This is a genomic window from Verrucosispora sp. WMMA2044 (genome assembly GCF_027497155.1).
In the GTDB taxonomy this organism is placed as follows: domain Bacteria; phylum Actinomycetota; class Actinomycetes; order Mycobacteriales; family Micromonosporaceae; genus Micromonospora; species Micromonospora palythoicola.
On record NZ_CP114913.1, the window covers coordinates 1,069,768 to 1,086,612 of the forward strand.

Annotated in this window: 16 protein-coding genes; 7 read left to right on the forward strand and 9 right to left on the reverse strand. The window is 68.4% G+C overall.

The features are described from left to right. Nucleotides 1–65 precede the first annotated feature (65 nt). Together lipB and O3597_RS04955 are read right to left on the reverse strand one after the other, a co-directional pair. Nucleotides 66–710, reverse strand: coding sequence for a lipoyl(octanoyl) transferase LipB (gene lipB, locus O3597_RS04950; protein WP_164449274.1), 645 nt, complete (start codon nucleotides 708–710; stop codon nucleotides 66–68). Nucleotides 711–796: 86 nt separating this feature from the next. Beyond that, the gene (locus O3597_RS04955; protein WP_281603368.1) at nucleotides 797–2,617 is read right to left on the reverse strand and encodes a DUF2079 domain-containing protein; all 1,821 of its coding nucleotides are present in this window, start codon (nucleotides 2,615–2,617) and stop codon (nucleotides 797–799) included. A 170-nt stretch (nucleotides 2,618–2,787) separates the two neighbouring features. Here O3597_RS04955 and O3597_RS04960 point away from each other — a divergent pair, with 170 nt between their 5' ends. After that, nucleotides 2,788–4,029 carry a PHB depolymerase family esterase gene (locus O3597_RS04960; protein ID WP_281603369.1) on the forward strand — a complete coding sequence of 414 codons (1,242 nt, stop codon included), beginning with the start codon at nucleotides 2,788–2,790 and terminating at the stop codon, nucleotides 4,027–4,029. Between the two features lie 100 nt (nucleotides 4,030–4,129). Here the strand turns inward: O3597_RS04960 and O3597_RS04965 are convergent, their stop codons facing one another. From O3597_RS04965 to O3597_RS04975, 3 genes are read right to left on the reverse strand one after another with little or no spacing between them, the layout of a single operon-like run. After that, entirely contained in the window at nucleotides 4,130–5,029 is a 900-nt protein-coding gene (locus O3597_RS04965) for a TIGR01777 family oxidoreductase (RefSeq protein WP_164449361.1), read from the reverse strand. Between the two features lie 47 nt (nucleotides 5,030–5,076). Then, nucleotides 5,077–6,084 (reverse strand): aldo/keto reductase, encoded by a 1,008-nt coding sequence (locus tag O3597_RS04970; protein ID WP_281603370.1) that lies wholly within the window; start codon nucleotides 6,082–6,084, stop codon nucleotides 5,077–5,079. A gap of 44 nt (nucleotides 6,085–6,128) precedes the next feature. Further along, nucleotides 6,129–9,542: a DEAD/DEAH box helicase family protein gene (locus O3597_RS04975; protein ID WP_281603371.1), complete on the reverse strand. Its 3,414-nt coding sequence runs from the start codon at nucleotides 9,540–9,542 to the stop codon at nucleotides 6,129–6,131. A 191-nt stretch (nucleotides 9,543–9,733) separates the two neighbouring features. Between O3597_RS04975 and O3597_RS04980 the strand changes: the two genes are divergently transcribed. From O3597_RS04980 to O3597_RS04995, 4 genes are read left to right on the forward strand one after another with little or no spacing between them, the layout of a single operon-like run. Next, the gene (locus tag O3597_RS04980; RefSeq protein ID WP_281603372.1) at nucleotides 9,734–10,015 is read left to right on the forward strand and encodes a hypothetical protein; all 282 of its coding nucleotides are present in this window, start codon (nucleotides 9,734–9,736) and stop codon (nucleotides 10,013–10,015) included. A 3-nt stretch (nucleotides 10,016–10,018) separates the two neighbouring features. Then, entirely contained in the window at nucleotides 10,019–10,279 is a 261-nt protein-coding gene (locus tag O3597_RS04985) for a hypothetical protein (RefSeq protein ID WP_281603373.1), read from the forward strand. 41 nt (nucleotides 10,280–10,320) lie between these two features. Then, nucleotides 10,321–10,977 carry a hypothetical protein gene (locus tag O3597_RS04990; RefSeq protein WP_281603374.1) on the forward strand — a complete coding sequence of 219 codons (657 nt, stop codon included), beginning with the start codon at nucleotides 10,321–10,323 and terminating at the stop codon, nucleotides 10,975–10,977. Next, nucleotides 10,928–11,359 carry a hypothetical protein gene (locus O3597_RS04995; protein WP_281603375.1) on the forward strand — a complete coding sequence of 144 codons (432 nt, stop codon included), beginning with the start codon at nucleotides 10,928–10,930 and terminating at the stop codon, nucleotides 11,357–11,359. The genes O3597_RS04990 and O3597_RS04995 overlap by 50 nt, the downstream gene beginning before the upstream one ends. A 56-nt stretch (nucleotides 11,360–11,415) precedes the next feature. Here the strand turns inward: O3597_RS04995 and O3597_RS05000 are convergent, their stop codons facing one another. Both O3597_RS05000 and O3597_RS05005 read right to left on the reverse strand, forming a co-directional pair. Next, a complete protein-coding gene (locus tag O3597_RS05000; RefSeq protein ID WP_281603376.1) occupies nucleotides 11,416–12,585 on the reverse strand; it encodes a helix-turn-helix domain-containing protein in 1,170 nt (389 codons plus the stop codon). Further along, nucleotides 12,582–12,710, reverse strand: a complete 129-nt coding sequence (locus O3597_RS05005; RefSeq protein ID WP_281603377.1) for a hypothetical protein — start codon at nucleotides 12,708–12,710, stop codon at nucleotides 12,582–12,584. Before O3597_RS05005 ends, O3597_RS05000 begins: the two co-directional genes overlap by 4 nt. A 241-nt stretch (nucleotides 12,711–12,951) precedes the next feature. Here O3597_RS05005 and O3597_RS05010 point away from each other — a divergent pair, with 241 nt between their 5' ends. Together O3597_RS05010 and O3597_RS05015 are read left to right on the forward strand one after the other, a co-directional pair. After that, nucleotides 12,952–13,749 carry a helix-turn-helix transcriptional regulator gene (locus O3597_RS05010; RefSeq protein ID WP_281603378.1) on the forward strand — a complete coding sequence of 266 codons (798 nt, stop codon included), beginning with the start codon at nucleotides 12,952–12,954 and terminating at the stop codon, nucleotides 13,747–13,749. Then, a complete protein-coding gene (locus O3597_RS05015; RefSeq protein ID WP_281603379.1) occupies nucleotides 13,740–13,934 on the forward strand; it encodes a DUF397 domain-containing protein in 195 nt (64 codons plus the stop codon). The genes O3597_RS05010 and O3597_RS05015 overlap by 10 nt, the downstream gene beginning before the upstream one ends. A 162-nt stretch (nucleotides 13,935–14,096) precedes the next feature. Here the strand turns inward: O3597_RS05015 and O3597_RS05020 are convergent, their stop codons facing one another. Together O3597_RS05020 and O3597_RS05025 are read right to left on the reverse strand one after the other, a co-directional pair. After that, on the reverse strand, nucleotides 14,097–15,290 hold the full coding sequence (locus O3597_RS05020) for a restriction endonuclease subunit S (protein WP_281603380.1): 1,194 nt from the start codon (nucleotides 15,288–15,290) through the stop codon (nucleotides 14,097–14,099). Further along, nucleotides 15,287–16,822, reverse strand: a complete 1,536-nt coding sequence (locus O3597_RS05025; RefSeq protein WP_281603381.1) for a class I SAM-dependent DNA methyltransferase — start codon at nucleotides 16,820–16,822, stop codon at nucleotides 15,287–15,289. Before O3597_RS05025 ends, O3597_RS05020 begins: the two co-directional genes overlap by 4 nt. Between the last annotated feature and the right edge of the window lie 23 nt (nucleotides 16,823–16,845).

Here is a 16,845-nt window from a genome sequence, read left to right on the forward strand (position 1 = left end):
GTGGCGGGACAACAACTTCATGATCAACCGAGTGGGTGGGGTGGGGTGGGGTGGGGTGGGGTGGTTTAGGGGGTGGGGAGGAGGGTGGGGAGGTGGCGTTCCACTGCGGGGAGGACGTCGGTGACGGTGATGGGGCGGTTCAGTTCGGCGGTGAGGGAGGTGACGCCGGCGTCGCGGATGCCGCACGGCACGATCCGGTCGAAGGCGGTCAGGTCGCAGTCGCAGTTGATGGAGAAGCCGTGCAGGGTGACGCCCCGGGCGACCCGGATGCCGATCGCCGCGACCTTCCGCTCGGGGCCCCGCGCGTCGGCCGGCACCCACACCCCGCTGCGCCCCTCGACCCGCCCGGCGGTCAGGCCGAACTCGGCGCACACGTCGATCAGCAACTGCTCCACCCGCCGCACGTACGCGACCACGTCGACCGGGTCGGGCAGGCGGACGATCGGGTAGCCCACCAGCTGGCCCGGGCCGTGCCAGGTGATCTTGCCGCCGCGGTCCACGTCGATCACCGGGGTGCCGTCGACCGGACGGTCCCACGGCTCGGTGCGCTTGCCCGCGGTGTAGACGCTCGGGTGTTCCAGCAGCAGCACGGTGTCACCCTGCCCGCCGGTGACCACCGCCTCGTGCAGGCGACGCTGCTCGTCCCAGGCGGCGGCGTAGTCGAGGACACCGGCGCGTACGGCCGTCAGGCCGGAGGTCGTCACGGTCACCCGTCCAGCCTAGACCCGTACCCGCTGGTCACAATCGGTGAGCCGGCTCACCGCCGGAGCCGCCACGCTGGCCGCCGGAGCCGCGGTCATCGGCGGACCCGCCACACCCAGACGTCCTCGACCCGCTCCGGCTCGCCGAACAGCAGGACCAGGGTGCGGCGGACGGCCTCCTCGTCGACCGGCCACTTGGCACCGTGCACCTCCTCGGCGAGCACCACCGTCTCGATCCGCCAGTGCTCCAGGTCGGCGCGTACCTCCTCACGGGTGCCCTCGGTGACGATCGGCGGCAGCCCGGTGCGGGCGGCCTGGTCCAGCAGCGCGCCGAACGGGCGCGGTACCGGACCGATGCGTCCCCGGTCGTCGGGACCGCCGGGGCCGAGGAAGAACCCGGAGGGGATGGCGAACTCGCCCTGCCGGTGCGCCAGCGCGTACGCCTGCCAGCGCTGACCGTCGGGGTAGACGTCGAGGGTGAGTGGTGCCGGGGTCAGCACCCCGCCGGGGGAGACGTGGTCCCGCCAGGCGCCGGAGGTGATGAAACGGGGAATCGGCTCGCGTTCGCTGGTCAGCAGCGGAGTGGGGAACAGGGGCACCAGGGCCACCGCGAAGCCGACGGTCCACGCCACCGCCGCCGGGCGGGACAGCGGGCGGCGACGCAACTGGTCCACCGCGTACGCCAGCAGCAGGCCGATCACCGGCGTCACCACAAGCGCGAACCGGGCGGGCAGCGCGGCGTTCACCACCGGCAGGTGCCCGAGCAGGTCGAAGGGCATCGGCAGGTCGGTGCGCCGACCCTCGACCTTGGCCACCGGCCCGAAGGAGAGCGCGGTGAACACCACCGCGAGGATCCCGAGGGCCCACAGGGTCGCCCGCCGGCGTGCGTCACCGCCCCGCCACAGCAGCACGAAACAGCCGATGGCCAGCACCAGCAGCGGCAGCCCGAAGAAGGAGTTCTCCTCGGTCGGGTTCGGTGCCAGCGAGGTGCCGAAACCGGCCTCGCCCGCCAGCGAGCGGCGTGGGTAGGCGGCGTACGCGGCGATGTCCTCGGAGTGGATCACCGCGTCGAAGCCGGTGCCGTGGAACCGCTGCGGTCCGGCGAAGTGCAGCCACAGCGGGTACGCCAGCAACACCCCGGCGACCACCGCGGTGACCACCAGCCCGCGCAGGAACGACGGCAGGACGGCGCGGGCCTCCGTCCGGTTGGCCGGATGCAGTGCCCAGACGGCGACGAAGAGACCGAGCGCCAGCGCGGTGAAGAACAGGCCCTCGGCGGCGATCGAGAAGGCGACCGCGACGAGGAGGCCGAGGATGGCGCCGTCGCGCAGCCAGTGGCCGGGGCGGCGCAGCGCGAACAGCCGCCAGACCAGCAGTGGCACCAGCCAGCCGGCGGTCCAGTTCAGGTGGGCGTTGGCGTGCGAGACCATGCCGGGGGAGAAGCCGATGAACAGCCCGCCGATCGCGGCGGCGAGCGGGCTGCGGACCAGGTGCCGGGAGAGCAGCCAGTACCAGGCGACGGCGGTGGCGGCCAGATTCAGGGTGAGGATGACCAGGAAGGTGGCCGGCGGGCCGATCAGGTACGTCAGCGGGGCGAAGACCGCCGCGTACACCGTGATCGAGGTGTTGACCGCGAGGTTGACCCCGTCGGGGACGTTGATCAGATAGGTGTAGAGCGGGTTGTCCCCGTGGGTCAGCGCGTGCCCGCCGAAGGCCAGCAGCCACTCGAACAGCGCCTGGTCGCTGGAGTTGACGGTGATCGCCCGTCCGTTCGGGTCGATCCACAGCCCGCTGGTCACCCAACCGGCGAGCGCCAACGCGACCAGCACCACGATCAGGTCGGTACGGCGGTCGCGGGTGACCCGCGACGGCGACGGTGAGGCGGGCTCGGACGCCACGGACGGGGAGGTGGGCACCTAGCGGACGTTACCAACCGCACCGGGACACGCCGGTCAGACCCGGCAGGTAGCCGCCGGCCCGCCGTGCCACACCCGGGCATCGACGAATGTGTGCACGGCCACCATGTCATCCGCGCGACACAACTGCGTAACGTCGCGGCAATCATTGGTGACCCAGCTCACAACCTATGGAGGCTCTCGTGCGCCGCACCCGTACCCGGCTCGCCGGTGCGCTGGCCGGGCTGGCCCTGGCCGCCACCGCGCTGGTGGCCGTCGCCGCGCCCGCCCAGGCCGCAACCCTGACCCAGGTCACCGGCTTCGGCTCCAACCCCGGCAACCTCGCCATGTACGCGTACCGGCCGGACAACCTGCCCTCCGGTGCCCCGGCCGTGGTGCTGCTGCACGGCTGCGCCCAGAACACCAGCGGCTACTTCGCCAACTCCGGCTGGCAGAAGTATGCCGACCAGTGGCGGTTCGCGCTGATCGTGCCCGAGCAGCGGTCGGCCAACAACTCCAGTTCCTGCTTCAACTGGTTCGAGACCGGCGACACGACCCGGGGGCAGGGCGAGGCGCTCTCCATCAAGCAGATGGTCGACCACGCGCGGTCGGCGTACGGCACGGCCGCCAACCGGGTCTACGTCAGCGGGCTGTCGGCCGGCGGGGCGATGAGCGCCACCATGCTCGCGACCTACCCGGACGTCTTCGCCGGTGGTTCGATCATCGCCGGGCTGCCGCACCGCTGCGCCACCAGCATGATCAACGCGTTCTCCTGCATGAGCCCGGGCGTGGACAAGACTCCCGCGCAGTGGGGCGATCTGGTCCGCAACGCCCACCCCGGCTACTCCGGTGCCCGTCCGAAGGTGGCCATCTGGCACGGGACCAGCGACTACACGGTGGCGACGGCGAACGCCACCGAGTCCCGTGACCAGTGGACGAACGTGCTCGGTGTCTCGCAGACGCCCACCAGCACCCGGCAACTGCCGGCGGGCACCAGCGTCGAGGTGTACGGCAACGACGTGGTCCGGGTGCACCGGGTCTCCGGGATGGGGCACGGCACCCCCGTCGACCCGGGCTCGGGCGCGGAGCAGTGCGGCACCGCCGCCGCGTACTTCCTGGACACCATCTGCTCGACGTACCACGACGCGGTTTTCTTCGGCCTGAACGGCGGCACCACCCCGACCCCCACGGCGACCCCGACCACGTCGCCAAGCCCGACCGCGTCACCCACCCCGACGGCGAGCCCGACCCCCACCGGCGCCCCGACCTGCGTGACCGCCAGCAACTACGCCCACGTCACCGCCGGCCGCGCCTACCACTCCGGCGGCTACGCCTACGCCAACGGCTCCAACCAGCGGATGGGCCTGTACAACACCTTCTACACCACCACCCTGCGCCAGACCGCCCCCAACCACTGGGTGATCGGCTGCTAACCCCACCCCCACCCCGTTGATCATGAGGTTGGCGGAAGTCCTGGAGATCATCTTCGCCGCCAACCTCATGATCAACGCGTGCACGGAGAGGGGCGGGCGGTCAGTCGTGGAGGGCGGCGTGGAGGGCCGTGCGGAGGTCGGGGTGGCGGAAGGTGAACTGGGCGCGGTTCAGGACGCCGGGGAGGACTCGGGTGCTGGTCAACGCCTCCTGGGCGAAGCCGCCGAGGGCCACCTTCAGGGCCAGCGCCGGGATCGGGATGACCGCGGGGCGGTTCAGTTGGCGGGCCAGCTCACGGGTGAACTCGGCGTTGGTGACCGGGGCCGGGCCGACCACGTTCACCGGTCCGGCGAGGTCGGCCCGGGCCAGCAGGAACGTGGTCGCGTTGAGCCAGTCGGTCATCGAGATCCACGGAATCCACTGCCGGCCGCTGCCGAGCCGACCGGCGATACCCAGCTTGAACGGCAGCAGTTGCGGCTTGAGCAGGCCACCGTCGCGGTGCAGCGGCAGCCCGGTACGCAGCCGCACCACCCGCACCCCGGCGTCCTCGGCCGGCCGGGTGGCCGCCTCCCACACCCGGGCCACGTCGGCGAGGAAACCCTCGCCGGCCGGCGCGTCCTCCTCCACCACCCGGTCACCGGTGTTGCCGTACCAGCCGATCGCCGAGGAGTTCAGCAGCACCTCCGGCCGGTCCGCGACGGGCAGCCCGGCGATCGTGGTGGCCAGGGTGGTGGTGGTGTCCACCCGGCTGGACCGGATCAGCTGCCGGTACCTGTCGTTCCAGCGCCGGTCGCCGACGCCCGCGCCGGCCAGATTGACCACCGCGTCGGCCTCGGCGACCACCGCCGGGTCCAACTGCGCCGCCGACGGCGACCATTGTCGCTCGTCGGCGGCGCGCGGCGGGCGTCGTACCAGCCGGGTCACCTGGTGCCCGTCGGCCACGAGCAGGTCGACCAGCCGGGTGCCGAGGAAGCCGGACGCGCCGGCCATGAGGATCCGCATGCCCTCCATCTTCGGGTACGCGCGACGACCCGGCCCGGTCGAGTCGGTCACGCTGGCGTGGCGGCCCCGTTCGGGCGAAGCGCCGACAGCTGCCGCTCCACCTCGTCGTAGGCGTCGGCGGGCAGCGGCCCGAGGGTGAGCACCCGGGTGTTCTCCTCCACCTGGGCCACCGTGCGGAACCCGGGAATCGGCACCGTACGCGGACTGCGGGCCAGCAGCCAGCCGAGCGCGCCCTGGGCGAGGGTACGGCCGTCGACGGTGAGTGCCTGGCGTACCCGAGCCACCCGCTGCGCCCACTGCGGTGCCGGCTGGCCGTCGGTGAACCAGGGCAACCACTCCGGTGCCCGCCCCCGCACGTCGTCGTCGCCCAGCGACCGGGTGGCGGCGGTGAGCAGCCCCATCGCCAGCGGCCCCCGGTTGATGCTGGCCAGGTCGTACGTGTCGCAGACCGCCAGCATCTCGGCGTTGTCCCGCAGCACGGACTGGTCGTGCTGGATCGCCGTGCAGTGCGGGGCGGCGGGAGCGAAGGCGGCGGCCGAGGCGGGGTGGTCGGTGCTCCACCCGTACGCCCGGATCTTGCCCTGGGTGACCAGGCCCTCCAGCGTGTCGACCAGGTCGAGCGCGAGCGCCGGTGCCAGGTCGTTCAGGTGCAGTTGCAACAGGTCGACGTGATCGGTGTCGAGGCGGCGCAGCGACGCCTCCAGGCTGGCCACCGCGTACTCGGGACGGTGGTCCTCGCCGGTGGCTCGGCGGGTCGCCTCCTCGGCGGTGTAGCCGAACTTGGTGGCGATCACGACCTGGTCGCGACGGCCGGCGAGCGCCCGGCCGAGCACCCGCTCGCTGTGCCCGGCCCCGTAGTTGCTGGCTGTGTCGAAGAAGGTCACCCCGTGCTCGATCGCCGCGTGCACGGCCCGCACCGACTCCTCGTCGTCCACCTCGCCCCAGCCCAGCGGCTGCCGGTAGTCACCCCACAGCGGCCCGCCGATCGCCCAGCAGCCCATGCCGATGGCGCTGACCTCGATCCCGCTGCGACCCAGTTTCCGTGTCGTCGTCATGCGGGCAAGCGTCGCGTTTAGAGCGCACTCGAAGTCAAGCGCACTCACGCGACCTCGTGGGCGGGTGTGGCGGTGGCGCGTACGGAGGTGAGGATGGCGTCGATGCGGTCCACGTCGGCGGGGACGAACAGCGACTCCGGGCCGTGCGGGGCGATCTCGGTGAACGGCGACTCGTAGAGCCGACCGATCTCCATGGCACCGTTCTGGGTCAGGTGCCCGATGATCATGTGGATGAAGTGGATCTGGTTCCTGGTCAGCGTCCGCCCGTCGAGGAACTCGTTGAACGCCTCCGTGGCCGCCTCGCGGTCCAGGCCGACCAGCGACCGGATGAACAGCCCCAGCCCGTCGGCCGACCGCCGGGCGCGCTCGATGTCGTCGGCGGCACCGGCACCACTGTCGGCGAGCATCCGTTCCAGCTCGGCGAGGTCAGTGGGGGAGAGCTGCCGGTTTCGGCGCAGCTTCTGCAACGCCACGTGGTCCTCGTGCTGGCGCAGGTAGGCACGCGCCTTGATGCGGAACCGCTCGTAGTCGGTCCCGACCCGCGCCTGCGGGATGGTGATCTCGGTAAGCTCTCCGAGCTGGTCGACGAAGTCGGTGTAGACGATGGTGCGCTTGCCCCGCTCGATCAGGCGCACCAAGGACCGGACCCGGCGTCGCACCGACTCCAGCATCGGCAGGGTCACGTCCTGCCACCACTCGTCGTTGGCGACCTCGTCCAGCAGTTCCCGCTGCTCGCGGATCGCCGGGATGCTTGTCTGCTCCAGCAGCGCCGAGGCGATCTCCTGCACCTGTCGGCGCAGCCGCTCGTAGGCCGGCTCCACGTCGAGCTGGCCGAGCTGAAGTCGCAGCATCATCAGGTCGAAGCGCTTGGCGGTCTCGTCGTCGTCCTTGACCGAGGTCGGCAACCCGGCCAGGTCACGCCCGATCTCCTCAACCGCCTCCGGGGTGAGCCGGTGCCAGTTGGCGGCGTCGGCGTAGAACTGCACCGTCCTTCGCTTGGACCGGACGACGAAGTTGTCCAGGTGCATGCCGCTGACCCGCTCGTGCAGGTGCTGGGCGAGGTCCCAGCGCAGCCCGGATTCGCTGCGCGTGCCGTCGGACTCCGCCCGGCCGCCCGGCGGCAGGCGCTGGTCGAGCCGGTAGAGCAGTTCGACTCGCGCCTTGAACAGGCGAGCGGTGAGGGATTCGCCGAGCGACCCCTCGCTGGCCGGCACCTCCTGACTGAAGTACGCGAAGTTCGCGCAGCAGTCGAAGACGAAGAAGTCACGCTTGTCCTGGCCGGGACCGAACAGGTCCGGGCAGAGCCGGGTGCCCCGGCCGATCATCTGCCAGAACTTCGACTTGGACCGGACGACCTTGAAGAAGACCAGGTTGACGACCTCCGGCACGTCGATGCCGGTGTCGAGCATGTCCACCGAGATGGCGATGTGCGGGGCCTTGTCCTTGACCGAGAAGTTGTCGATCAGGCTCTGGGCGTAGTCGACCTGGTGCGTGATGACCTGCGCGAAGTGGCCCGCCAGGTGCGGATAGTGGAGGTCGAACCGTTCGCGGATGAAGTTCGCGTGGTCGTTGTTCTTGGCGAAGATGATCGTCTTGCCGAGCCGGTCACCACCGGCGACCGTGTGCCCGTGCGTCATCAGGGTCTTCAGCACCTTGTCCACCGTGTCGGTGTTGAACAGCCACTTGTTGACCGCATCCGGGTCGACGCCGTCCGGTGGCCCGTCCTCACCCCAGTCGAGGGCGTCCCAGCGTTCCTTCTCTTCGTCGCTGAGGTCGTCGTAGCGGATGCCGTCCCACTGGAACTTCAGCGGCACCGCCACCGCCCGGGGCGGCACCAGGTAGTTCTCCTCGACCGCCTCGTCCAGGTCGTAGTGGTCGGTGGGTACGCCGTCTTCCAGGTTGAACAGGCTGTAGGTGTTGCGGTCGATCTCGTTGCGCGGGGTGGCGGTCAGGCCGAGCAGCAGCGAGTCGAACCAGGTGAAGATCGCCCGATACTTCTGGTAGACCGAGCGGTGCGCCTCGTCGATGATGACCAGGTCGAAATGGCCGGGGCCGAAGCGCCGAACGCCGTCCACGGTTTCGTTGATCAGGCCCATCATGGTCGGGTACGTGGAGACGTACACCCGGCCGTCGGTGGTCTTGTCGGTGACCAGGTTGACCGTGGCCGCCTCCGGCAGGTGCGCCTTGAAGGCGTTGACCGCCTGGTTGACAAGCGCGTTGCGGTCGGCGAGGAAGAGCACCCGCTTGACCCAGTTGGCATGCATGAGCTGCTCGACCAGGGCGATGACCGTGCGTGTCTTGCCCGCGCCGGTCGCCATCACCAGCAGCGCCTGACGCTGCCGGTGCAGCTCGAACGCTTCACCGACCGCCCGGATCGCCCGCTTCTGGTAGTGCCGCTCGACGATCTGCCCGTTGATGTCCTGCTCGGCTAGCGGTCGGCGGCTCTCCCGCCGCTGCACCAGTAGGTGCAGCTCCGCCTTGGTGTAGAAGCCCTGCACCGGCCGGGGCGGGTAGGCGGTGTCGTCCCACAGCCAGTGCTCGTAGCCGTTGGTGTAGAAGATCACCGGGCGCTGCCCGTACGCCTGCTCCAGGCAGTCGGCGTAGAGCTTGGCCTGCTGCTGGCCGGCGGTGGCGTGCCGGCGGGCGCGCTTGGCCTCGACCACGGCGAGCGGCTTGCCGTCGTCGCCCCACAGCACGTAGTCGACCGCGCCCGCGCCGCTGCCGCCGGGCATGCCGGTGACCGGGAACTCCCGGTCGCGCTCCTGGTCCAGCGGCCAGCCGGCCTCCTTGAGGAGTACGTCGATGAACAGGTCCCGGGTCTGCGCCTCGTTGTAGTCGTGGTCGTCCGGTCGGGCCTCGTTGGCGGCCTTGGCGGCGGTGATCTGGGCGCGCAGCCTCGCCAGCTCGGCATCCAGGCTGGCGTTCTTCTCCCGCTCGGCGGCGAGCGCGGCGTCCTGCGCGGCGAGCTTGTCGGCCAACGCCTTGATCTCGGCCTGGCTGGTCTTCTGCGGCTGGCCGTGCGTCGGCCGGGGGAGAAGCGAATCGTCGAAGGCGAGGGTGCTCGGCGGCACCTGCGACTGGTCGCGGGTGTAGTGCCGGGCCACCCAGTACATGACGTGGAACAGTTCCCGCAGCACAGGAATGGAGTCGGTCGACTTGACCGGCGCCATCCTATGCACCGCCCAGTTGCCCTGCTTGCGGATGATGTCCATCTTGGTGATCAGTGCCGGGCCGACCAGATGCTGCAATGTCGGCTCGTGGATCCGCCCGTTGAGGTCCTTCTTGTACGGCTGGTTGAGCGTGCTGTCGACCTCGAACAGCCAGGTGAGGGTGTGTTCCAGCGTCCGCCGGGCATAAAAGCAGGCGGTACGCGGATCAAGCACGGTATTCCGTTCGGCCTTGGCCGCTTCCCGGAACAGATCGGGCCACTCGGCACGCAGGAAATGAAAGTTGCTCATTGCGCCAACCCCCACGATCGACAGCAGCCACCGATGCTCTCACATTGGCAACCTGAATCGACCCCTCCTGACGGCCATGGTCATTCGCCGGTTTGTGCCGCCTCGCCCTATCGGCGGGGCTGCGGAAGGGGATTCACGTTGGGTAGTGTCTGCGTCGCTACCGAACGTGAAGGATGTCAGCATCCCGCGCAGTGGACCGGAAGGACGGCATGGCCAGCATCGAGCAAGTCAAGGCCGAACTTGCCCAGGCAGCCGAGCAGTGCAATACAACGACGAACCAGATCCGAGCCGCCGTCGAGGGCACCGAGCAGGTGCTCTCTCGGCTGCGTGCCGTCGCTGCCGGCACCGGGCACCCGGCGATCGCGGAGGCGATCAGCCGTGCCGAGCAGAGCAAGCAGCGGCTCATCGAGGCGGCGACCGTCCTCCAGGGCAGCACCCAGGCGGCCCGGCAGTACATCAGCGTCCTCGGCTGACCTGTGAGCATCGGCGAGGTCAAGGTGGCTCTCGATGAATCCAACTACCTGCTCGACCAGGGCCGGACCATGATCGAGGGAGTCGGTACGGCCCTGGACGAGGTTGCCGGGCTCGTGCTCGCCACCCTGCACGACACCCGGCGAGCCGAGGCGGAACAGGCGCGCAAGGCCATCGCCGACGCGGTCCGCGAGGTGAAGCTGACCCTGCGAGCCATCGCGGCGGCACAGGACAACGGCAACGCGTACCGGAAAGCGCTGGGATGAGCGGCCTTCTCGCCCAGGTCGTCGCCCAACTCAGGTCCGCCATGGACCAACTGGACGCGCTCGCAGTCCGCGCTTCCCGGGCCGCCACCGATGTCGCCGAGGCCCATACCAGATACACGACGGTCGGCACCGGTTCCGATCATCCGTCGCTGCGCGCGGCAGCGACCCACAGCCGCACCGGCGCCGACAAGGCCCACCGGCTCGCCCGGCTCAGCAGCGACGCGTCCCGACACATCGGCGCGTACCTGAACGTCATCGCCCCGGGCTCCGCGCCGCAACAGACCGTCGCGTCTGGACCGATGTCGGGCGAGGATCTGTTGGCTGACAGCGACCGACGGAGCCTCGCACGCGACAGGACGCGAGGATTCCTGAACCGCACGTTACGTAAGGCCGACGACGCGCAGGACACGGCATCATCGGCGACCGATTCACTTCAACAGTGGGCCAAGGCACTTCGTGACCTGAACGGCCCCTCCGGCACGCAATCAGCCGGCACGGGCACGCCAACTGTCCCGCAACCCGCGCCACGACCGAAGATTGACGGGCCAGAGGCGGCGGGGAACCTTGTAGTGGTCGGCCTACTGGCTGGCGTGGCAACGCACCGGGCCATCAGAGCGATCGGCACATGGATAGCGAGGTTCAACAGAGGTGAACGAACAACCGTTCAGCGACCTGATCCGGGCTCTGGCCAGGGCTGACTGGGACGCCGTGGACGCCTTGGTGGTGAAGATCGGCCAGCAGGGCCTAGCGAACGGCCTTCGGATCGTCGGAGCTGCCTTCGCCCTCGCCGTCAATCGACGCTTCGGCCCTGACAGTTCCCCGACCGACGTGGCTCAGTGGGTCGCCGGGATCCGCGCCCAGCACCAGGGAGCAGAACCTCTCCCTGCCCTCGAAATGGAGGGCCTCATCCGGGCTGCCCTCGGCGAGCCGGAGCTGGTCGACACCATCGCTCCAGAGACCGCGCTCGGAGCCGAACTCTTCATCCTCGGGCAGATCCTCCTTGAGTTGAACCCGGCCCCGGCCGAGATGGACGAGTTCATAGCCGACGCAGAACAACTCGCCGCGGAGCAACTGTCGTAAGCGGCGTCGGTGTCTACCTGATCACTGCTCCCTTACCGCATCATCGCCTTGCCTGCTCACATCGTGTCCGAGGTCAAGCCGGCGTGGGTGGCGAGGCGGGTGAGGTCGGCGGGGGTGGGGCCGGCGCGAAGGACGGCGGCCAGCGCGGCGCGGGCGGCGGGTCGGATGCGGGTTTCGGCGGGGGCGATCTGGTCGGCGGTGACGAGGGCGCGGGCGGCGGCGTGGTGGTCGCCGGTGGCAAGGTACGCGCGGCTCATGTCGATGAGGTGGGCGGCGCGGTGCTCAGCGGGGAGCCGGTGCCAGCCGTCGGTACGGGTGGCCGTCCGGTGGATGGCGACGGCGAGCGCGTGGTCGCCGAGGGTGGTCGCGGCCAGGGCACGTGCGAGGTCCACCGCCGTCGGCCCGAACCCGTCGCTGTCGCGGTGCCCCTTGGCGAGGCAGGCGGCTTGGTCGGTGAGGTTGTCGACGGTGGTGGCGTCGCCGTAGCTGGCGGCGGCGAGCGCGGCTTCGACCAGCAGAGTTCCAGCGAGAGCAGCGTGTTCCGGTGGAGCGTCGGACGGGAGTACGGGGTCGAGGTTGCGCAGTGCCGTGGTGCTGACGGCCAGCGCCAGCCGGCCCCGGCGCTGGGCGCGTAGGGCCTGGGCGAGCGGGAGCACGGCGACGGCGGTGCGTCGCGGGTCGCCGTGGGCGGCGGTCATGGCGCGGTCGGCGGCAAGCCACGCCAGGTCGGGCTCGCCGAGCTTGACCAGCAGGTGGGCGGCGAGCCGGTACGCCCCGACCAGCACGTCGACGGCGGGGGCGTGGCGGGCGGCGGTGAGCAGGTCGGGCAGCATCCGCAGCACCTGCGGATGCTGGGCGTGCCGATAGGCGGTGTACGCGTAGGCGAGCTGCCGGTCCAGGTCCGCGACGAAGTCAGCGGGAGTGTCGTAGCGGACCAGGGCTTCGCGTACCCGCTCCACAGCGGCGGCGACCTCGGTGACGGTCGCCTGCCGGGCGCGACGGCCGACCAGGAGATCGGGGGCGACCCCGAGCACCCCGGAGATCGTATGGATCACGGACAGTCGATCGAGGTTGCGTACCCCACGTTCGACCTTGTCGACCCAGCTCTTCGACTTGCCGATCCGGTCGGCGAAGACCTGCTGGCTCATCCCCCGGCGGACCCGCAGTTGCGCGACCCGCCGCCCGATCGGCACCTCACGCCGCTCCTGCCGGCTCGGGGTGGTCACCGCTGAGCCTTCGGGGGTACGGCGTCGGTGGACGCGCCGCATCGGGGGCACCATCGCGCCTTGACCTTGAAGGCGAACAGCCCAGCCAGAAAGCCAAGCATCACGGCACCGACCAGCAGCATCACCGACCTCCTTCGCGGTCTGGGAGGGGCCGCCCCGGTTGCTCGCCCAGGGGCGGCCCCGACAGCGCGACCGGCGGATTGGGGGCTCCACCGACTCGCGCCGCCTGTTCCACTCTGCTTAGTAACCCCCTAGTGTCGGAAGGTGACCGGCCATGTTGGAGAAACCTTGAAGCCCCGTGTTTGCCCAGGTGAGGAGCTACGGGGGCACACGGGTCTCAAGTGGGGGAGAGCTGGGGATATGGGCATGACAGGGGCCGAGATCCTGCTGGACGAGCTTCGTCGGGCGCGCAGTTCGCGCGGGCTGAGCCAAGACGACTTCGGCAAACTCATCAGCTACTCAGGCACGCACGTTAGTGCGGTAGAAACCGGCACCCGCCCGCCTACGGGAGATTACGTCGCGGGGATCGATCGCGCCTTGAGAACCGGCGGCATCTTCGCCCGTCTGCTTGAACGGCTATCGGATCTCGATGCCGCGCCGTTGTGGCTGCGCGAGTGGATCACGTTGGAGCAGCAAGCGCGTGCATTGCGTTGGTATGAGGTTGCGTGGGTGCCGGGCTTACTGCAGACCGAGGAGTACGCCCGCGCTGTCTTCGGCACTGACGGCCGGCTGACTGCTCAAGAGGTGGAGACGCGAGTAGCGGCGCGTCTTACCCGGCAACAGGTCTTGTCGGGCGACGATCCACCGCAGCTCATCGCGGTCGTGGATGACTCGGTTCTGCGCCGGCCAGTCGGCGGCGCAGCCGTGATGCGGGAGCAGCTCTTCCGCCTCGCGCGGTTCAACCAGGACAGTCGGCGCGTGAGAATCCACATCGTGCCGCAGGGAGTCGGCGCGTACGCTGGCCTCGATGGACCGTTCGTCATCGCGACCCTGTCAGGCTTCGTCGACGTCGGATACCTCGACAACCGGCTTCAAGGTCAGGTGGTGGAACGGGCCGTCGAGGTCGCTGCGCTGCGGGAGCAGTGGGAAGCCACACTCGCCGAGGCGCTGACCCTGCACCAGTCCACCGAGCTGATATTGGAAGTGGCGAAGTCATGGACTTGACCGGCGCACGTTGGCACAAGAGCACCCGCAGCGGCAGCAACCAGGGAGCCTGCGTGGAGGTCGCCGACAACCTTGCGGCGGCGGTCTATGTGCGCGACACGAAAGACCACGGCACCGGTCCGGTCCTGGCCTTCTCCCGCGAGTCCTGGCGGGGGTTTGTGGTCGGGATTGCGAAGCATGACTGACCGCCCTTAGACACATGGAAGCGCTCGCCCTATGCCGGGGCGAGCGCTTCTATATGGAGAAGGTAGCGGTCGGCTGATGCGTGCGGGCAGGCCATCCTTCCAACCTCTGCCGAATACTGCTGTAGAGATCGTCGCTGCTTCTCCTGCCCATCGCGTTGCCTGTTAGAGCGCACCCTGAAAAGCTTGATTCTGCAACGCAGTGAACAATGCATCCACCTCGCTTAGGCTCTTGTGATGCCGTGCCGACACTTCGTCGATGCGTTGAACGCGCGTTCTGAATTCTCTCTGAAGTTCGAGGGGTGGCAGAGGGATTGGAACGGACCTGAGGGAGCCGACGTTTAGATGCTGCTGGATCTGGCCGCGCTTCTGGCCCAAGATGATTTCTTGAGCTGCTCGGGAATTAAAATATGCGCATAAATAGATAGGATCTATTTGCTCCTTTTTCGGTGTCGTAATCAAGATGTCGATGGAATTGGCTCCGTCCAGATGTTCAGGCACTACAGCTGCGGTGCCGGGTCGCCCTGTCCGTACGAGTACCACGTCATCTCGACGCACTCGGGTCTTGGCTAGTCTTGTCTCGTTGTCTTGGGGGGAGAAGTAGACGACGTTTTCGAGAGAAATCTTGCCTGGCTGGATATTTAGCGAGCGAAGTGCCGGAATTCCTGCATCCTGGTAGTAGGAGGCGGGTTGGAAAACGATCCCGACGGTGACGCGCGAGCAGACTTCCGAACAGGGAGTGACTGGCCAGTCGTGAGAGTTGGCGGCTGGGTCGCCGAACATGTCGAGGAAGATGGACTTGGTGAGGTCGTCGAGGTGGACGAGGGCTTCGCGGCGCTTGGTGCGCAGTTCGTCCGCCCGATCCAGCACCTCAGCGATCCTCCGCTGCGTGTCTATTGGGGGAAGTGGGACTTCCAGGTTGTCAAGGTGCTCATTTCGGAGGTTGTTGATGTTGGCACCTCCGGCAAGCGATGAAATCTTGGCGCGATAGGCTGGTGTTCTGAAATAGTGCGAAAAGTATCGAGGTTCAACACGGCTGTTTGGCCTCAACACCTTGCAGAAGGCACCGAACGAGCCTTGAAAGTCAACTCGCGCCTGAGCTGCCTTGCCCACAACATCAAGGCTTCCACTGGATGTTGCAATAAGAATATCGTTACGTCGGATACGCTGCTTTGGAGCGACGCGGGACTCAGGTACAAATATGAGATCTGATAAATTTAAGCCATTGTCGTTAATGTTGCCGGCTCTAAGAATTGGAACTAGGTTCAGGCCGGATGTGGCTGAAGCTTCGCCCTTGGTGTAGGTAACGCCGCGGACTTGTTCGGCAAGTTCCCGAACCGGGACGAGGGGGACGGTCACCGGAGCATCGCCTTTAGCTCGGACATGCCCTGCTGGATTTCGGATTCGAGGCGTTCGAGGTCGGCGAGAATTTCCAGCGGTGGGCGGTGCTCGACTTCCTCGTGGATGACTTCCTTGTAGCGGTTGAGGCTGAGGTCGTAGCCCTGTTCGGCGATGTCGGCCTTGGGGACGCAGAAGCTCTGCTCGGTCCGGGCACGCTTCAGCTCGTCACCGTCGCGCTGGGACCAGCGGGCCAGGGCATCGGGCAGGTTGTTCTTGGTGTGCTCGTCGGCGGTGAGGGTCGCCTTGGGGGCCGGGCCGAGCTTGTCATCGGGCAGCAGGGGAGTGCGCTTGTCGTCCAGGCTCCAGCCGTCTGCGGTCACCTCGTAGAACCAGACGTTGTCGGTGCCACCGCTGTCGGTCTTGGTGAACAGCAGGATCGCCGTGGACACCCCGGAGTACGGCTTGAAGGTGCCGCTGGGCAGTTTCACCACGCCGTCGAGCTTCTGCTCCTCGACCAGGATGCGGCGCAGCTCCTTGTGGGCCTTGGACGAGCCGAACAGCACCCCGTCCGGCACGATCACCGCTGCTCGGCCGCCCGGCTTGAGCAGCCGCAGGAACAGGGCGAGGAACAGCAGCTCGGTCTTCTTGGTCTTGACGACCCGTTGCAGGTCCTTCGACGTGCTCTCGTAGTCGAGGCTGCCGGCGAAGGGCGGGTTGGCGAGGATCAGCGAGTACTGCTCGGCCTCGCCGCTGACGCTTTCGGCGAGGGAGTCGCGGTAGCGGATCTTGGCGTTCTCCACGCCGTGCAGCAGCATGTTCATGCTGCCGATGCGCAGCATGGTGCCGTCGAAGTCGAAGCCGTGGAACATGCTCTCGTGGAAGTGCTTGCGCTGGGCGGCGTCGTGTAGGGCGTCCGGGTAGTGGTCGCGGACGTACTCTCCGGCGGTGACCAGGAAGCCGGCGCTGCCGCAGGCCGGGTCGCAGATCTCGTCGGTCGGTGTCGGCCGGGTCATCTCGACCATGAGCTGGATGATGTGCCGCGAGGTGCGGAACTGGCCGTTGTGGCCGGCGGTGGCGATCTTGCCGAGCATGTACTCGTACAAGTCGCCCTTGGTGTCCCGGTCTTCCAACGGGATGGTGTCGAGCATGTCGACCACCCGGGACAGCAGCGCCGCGTTGGGGATGGTGAACCGGGCGTCGCGCATGTGCTGCGAGTACGTCGAGCCGTCGCCGCCGAGCGTGCGCAGGAACGGGAACACCCGGTCGCGTACCGTCTCGAACATCTCGGCCGGTGCGGCGCTCTTGAACCGCGACCAGCGCAGGTCGTCGTACTTGCGCCACTGGTCGTCGCAGCCCTCGGGGAAGATCCGCCGCTCCCACCGGCCGGTGCGAGTGGCCTTGTTCTCCTCAAGGGTGTGCAGGTCGTCCAGGCGCTTGATGAACAGCAGGTAGGTGATCTGCTCGATCACTTCCAGCGGGTTGGAGATCCCACCCGACCAGAAGGCGTCCCAGATGCGGTCGATCCTGCTCTTCAGCTCACCAGTGATCACGTAGCTTCGATCCCCACGCCGTC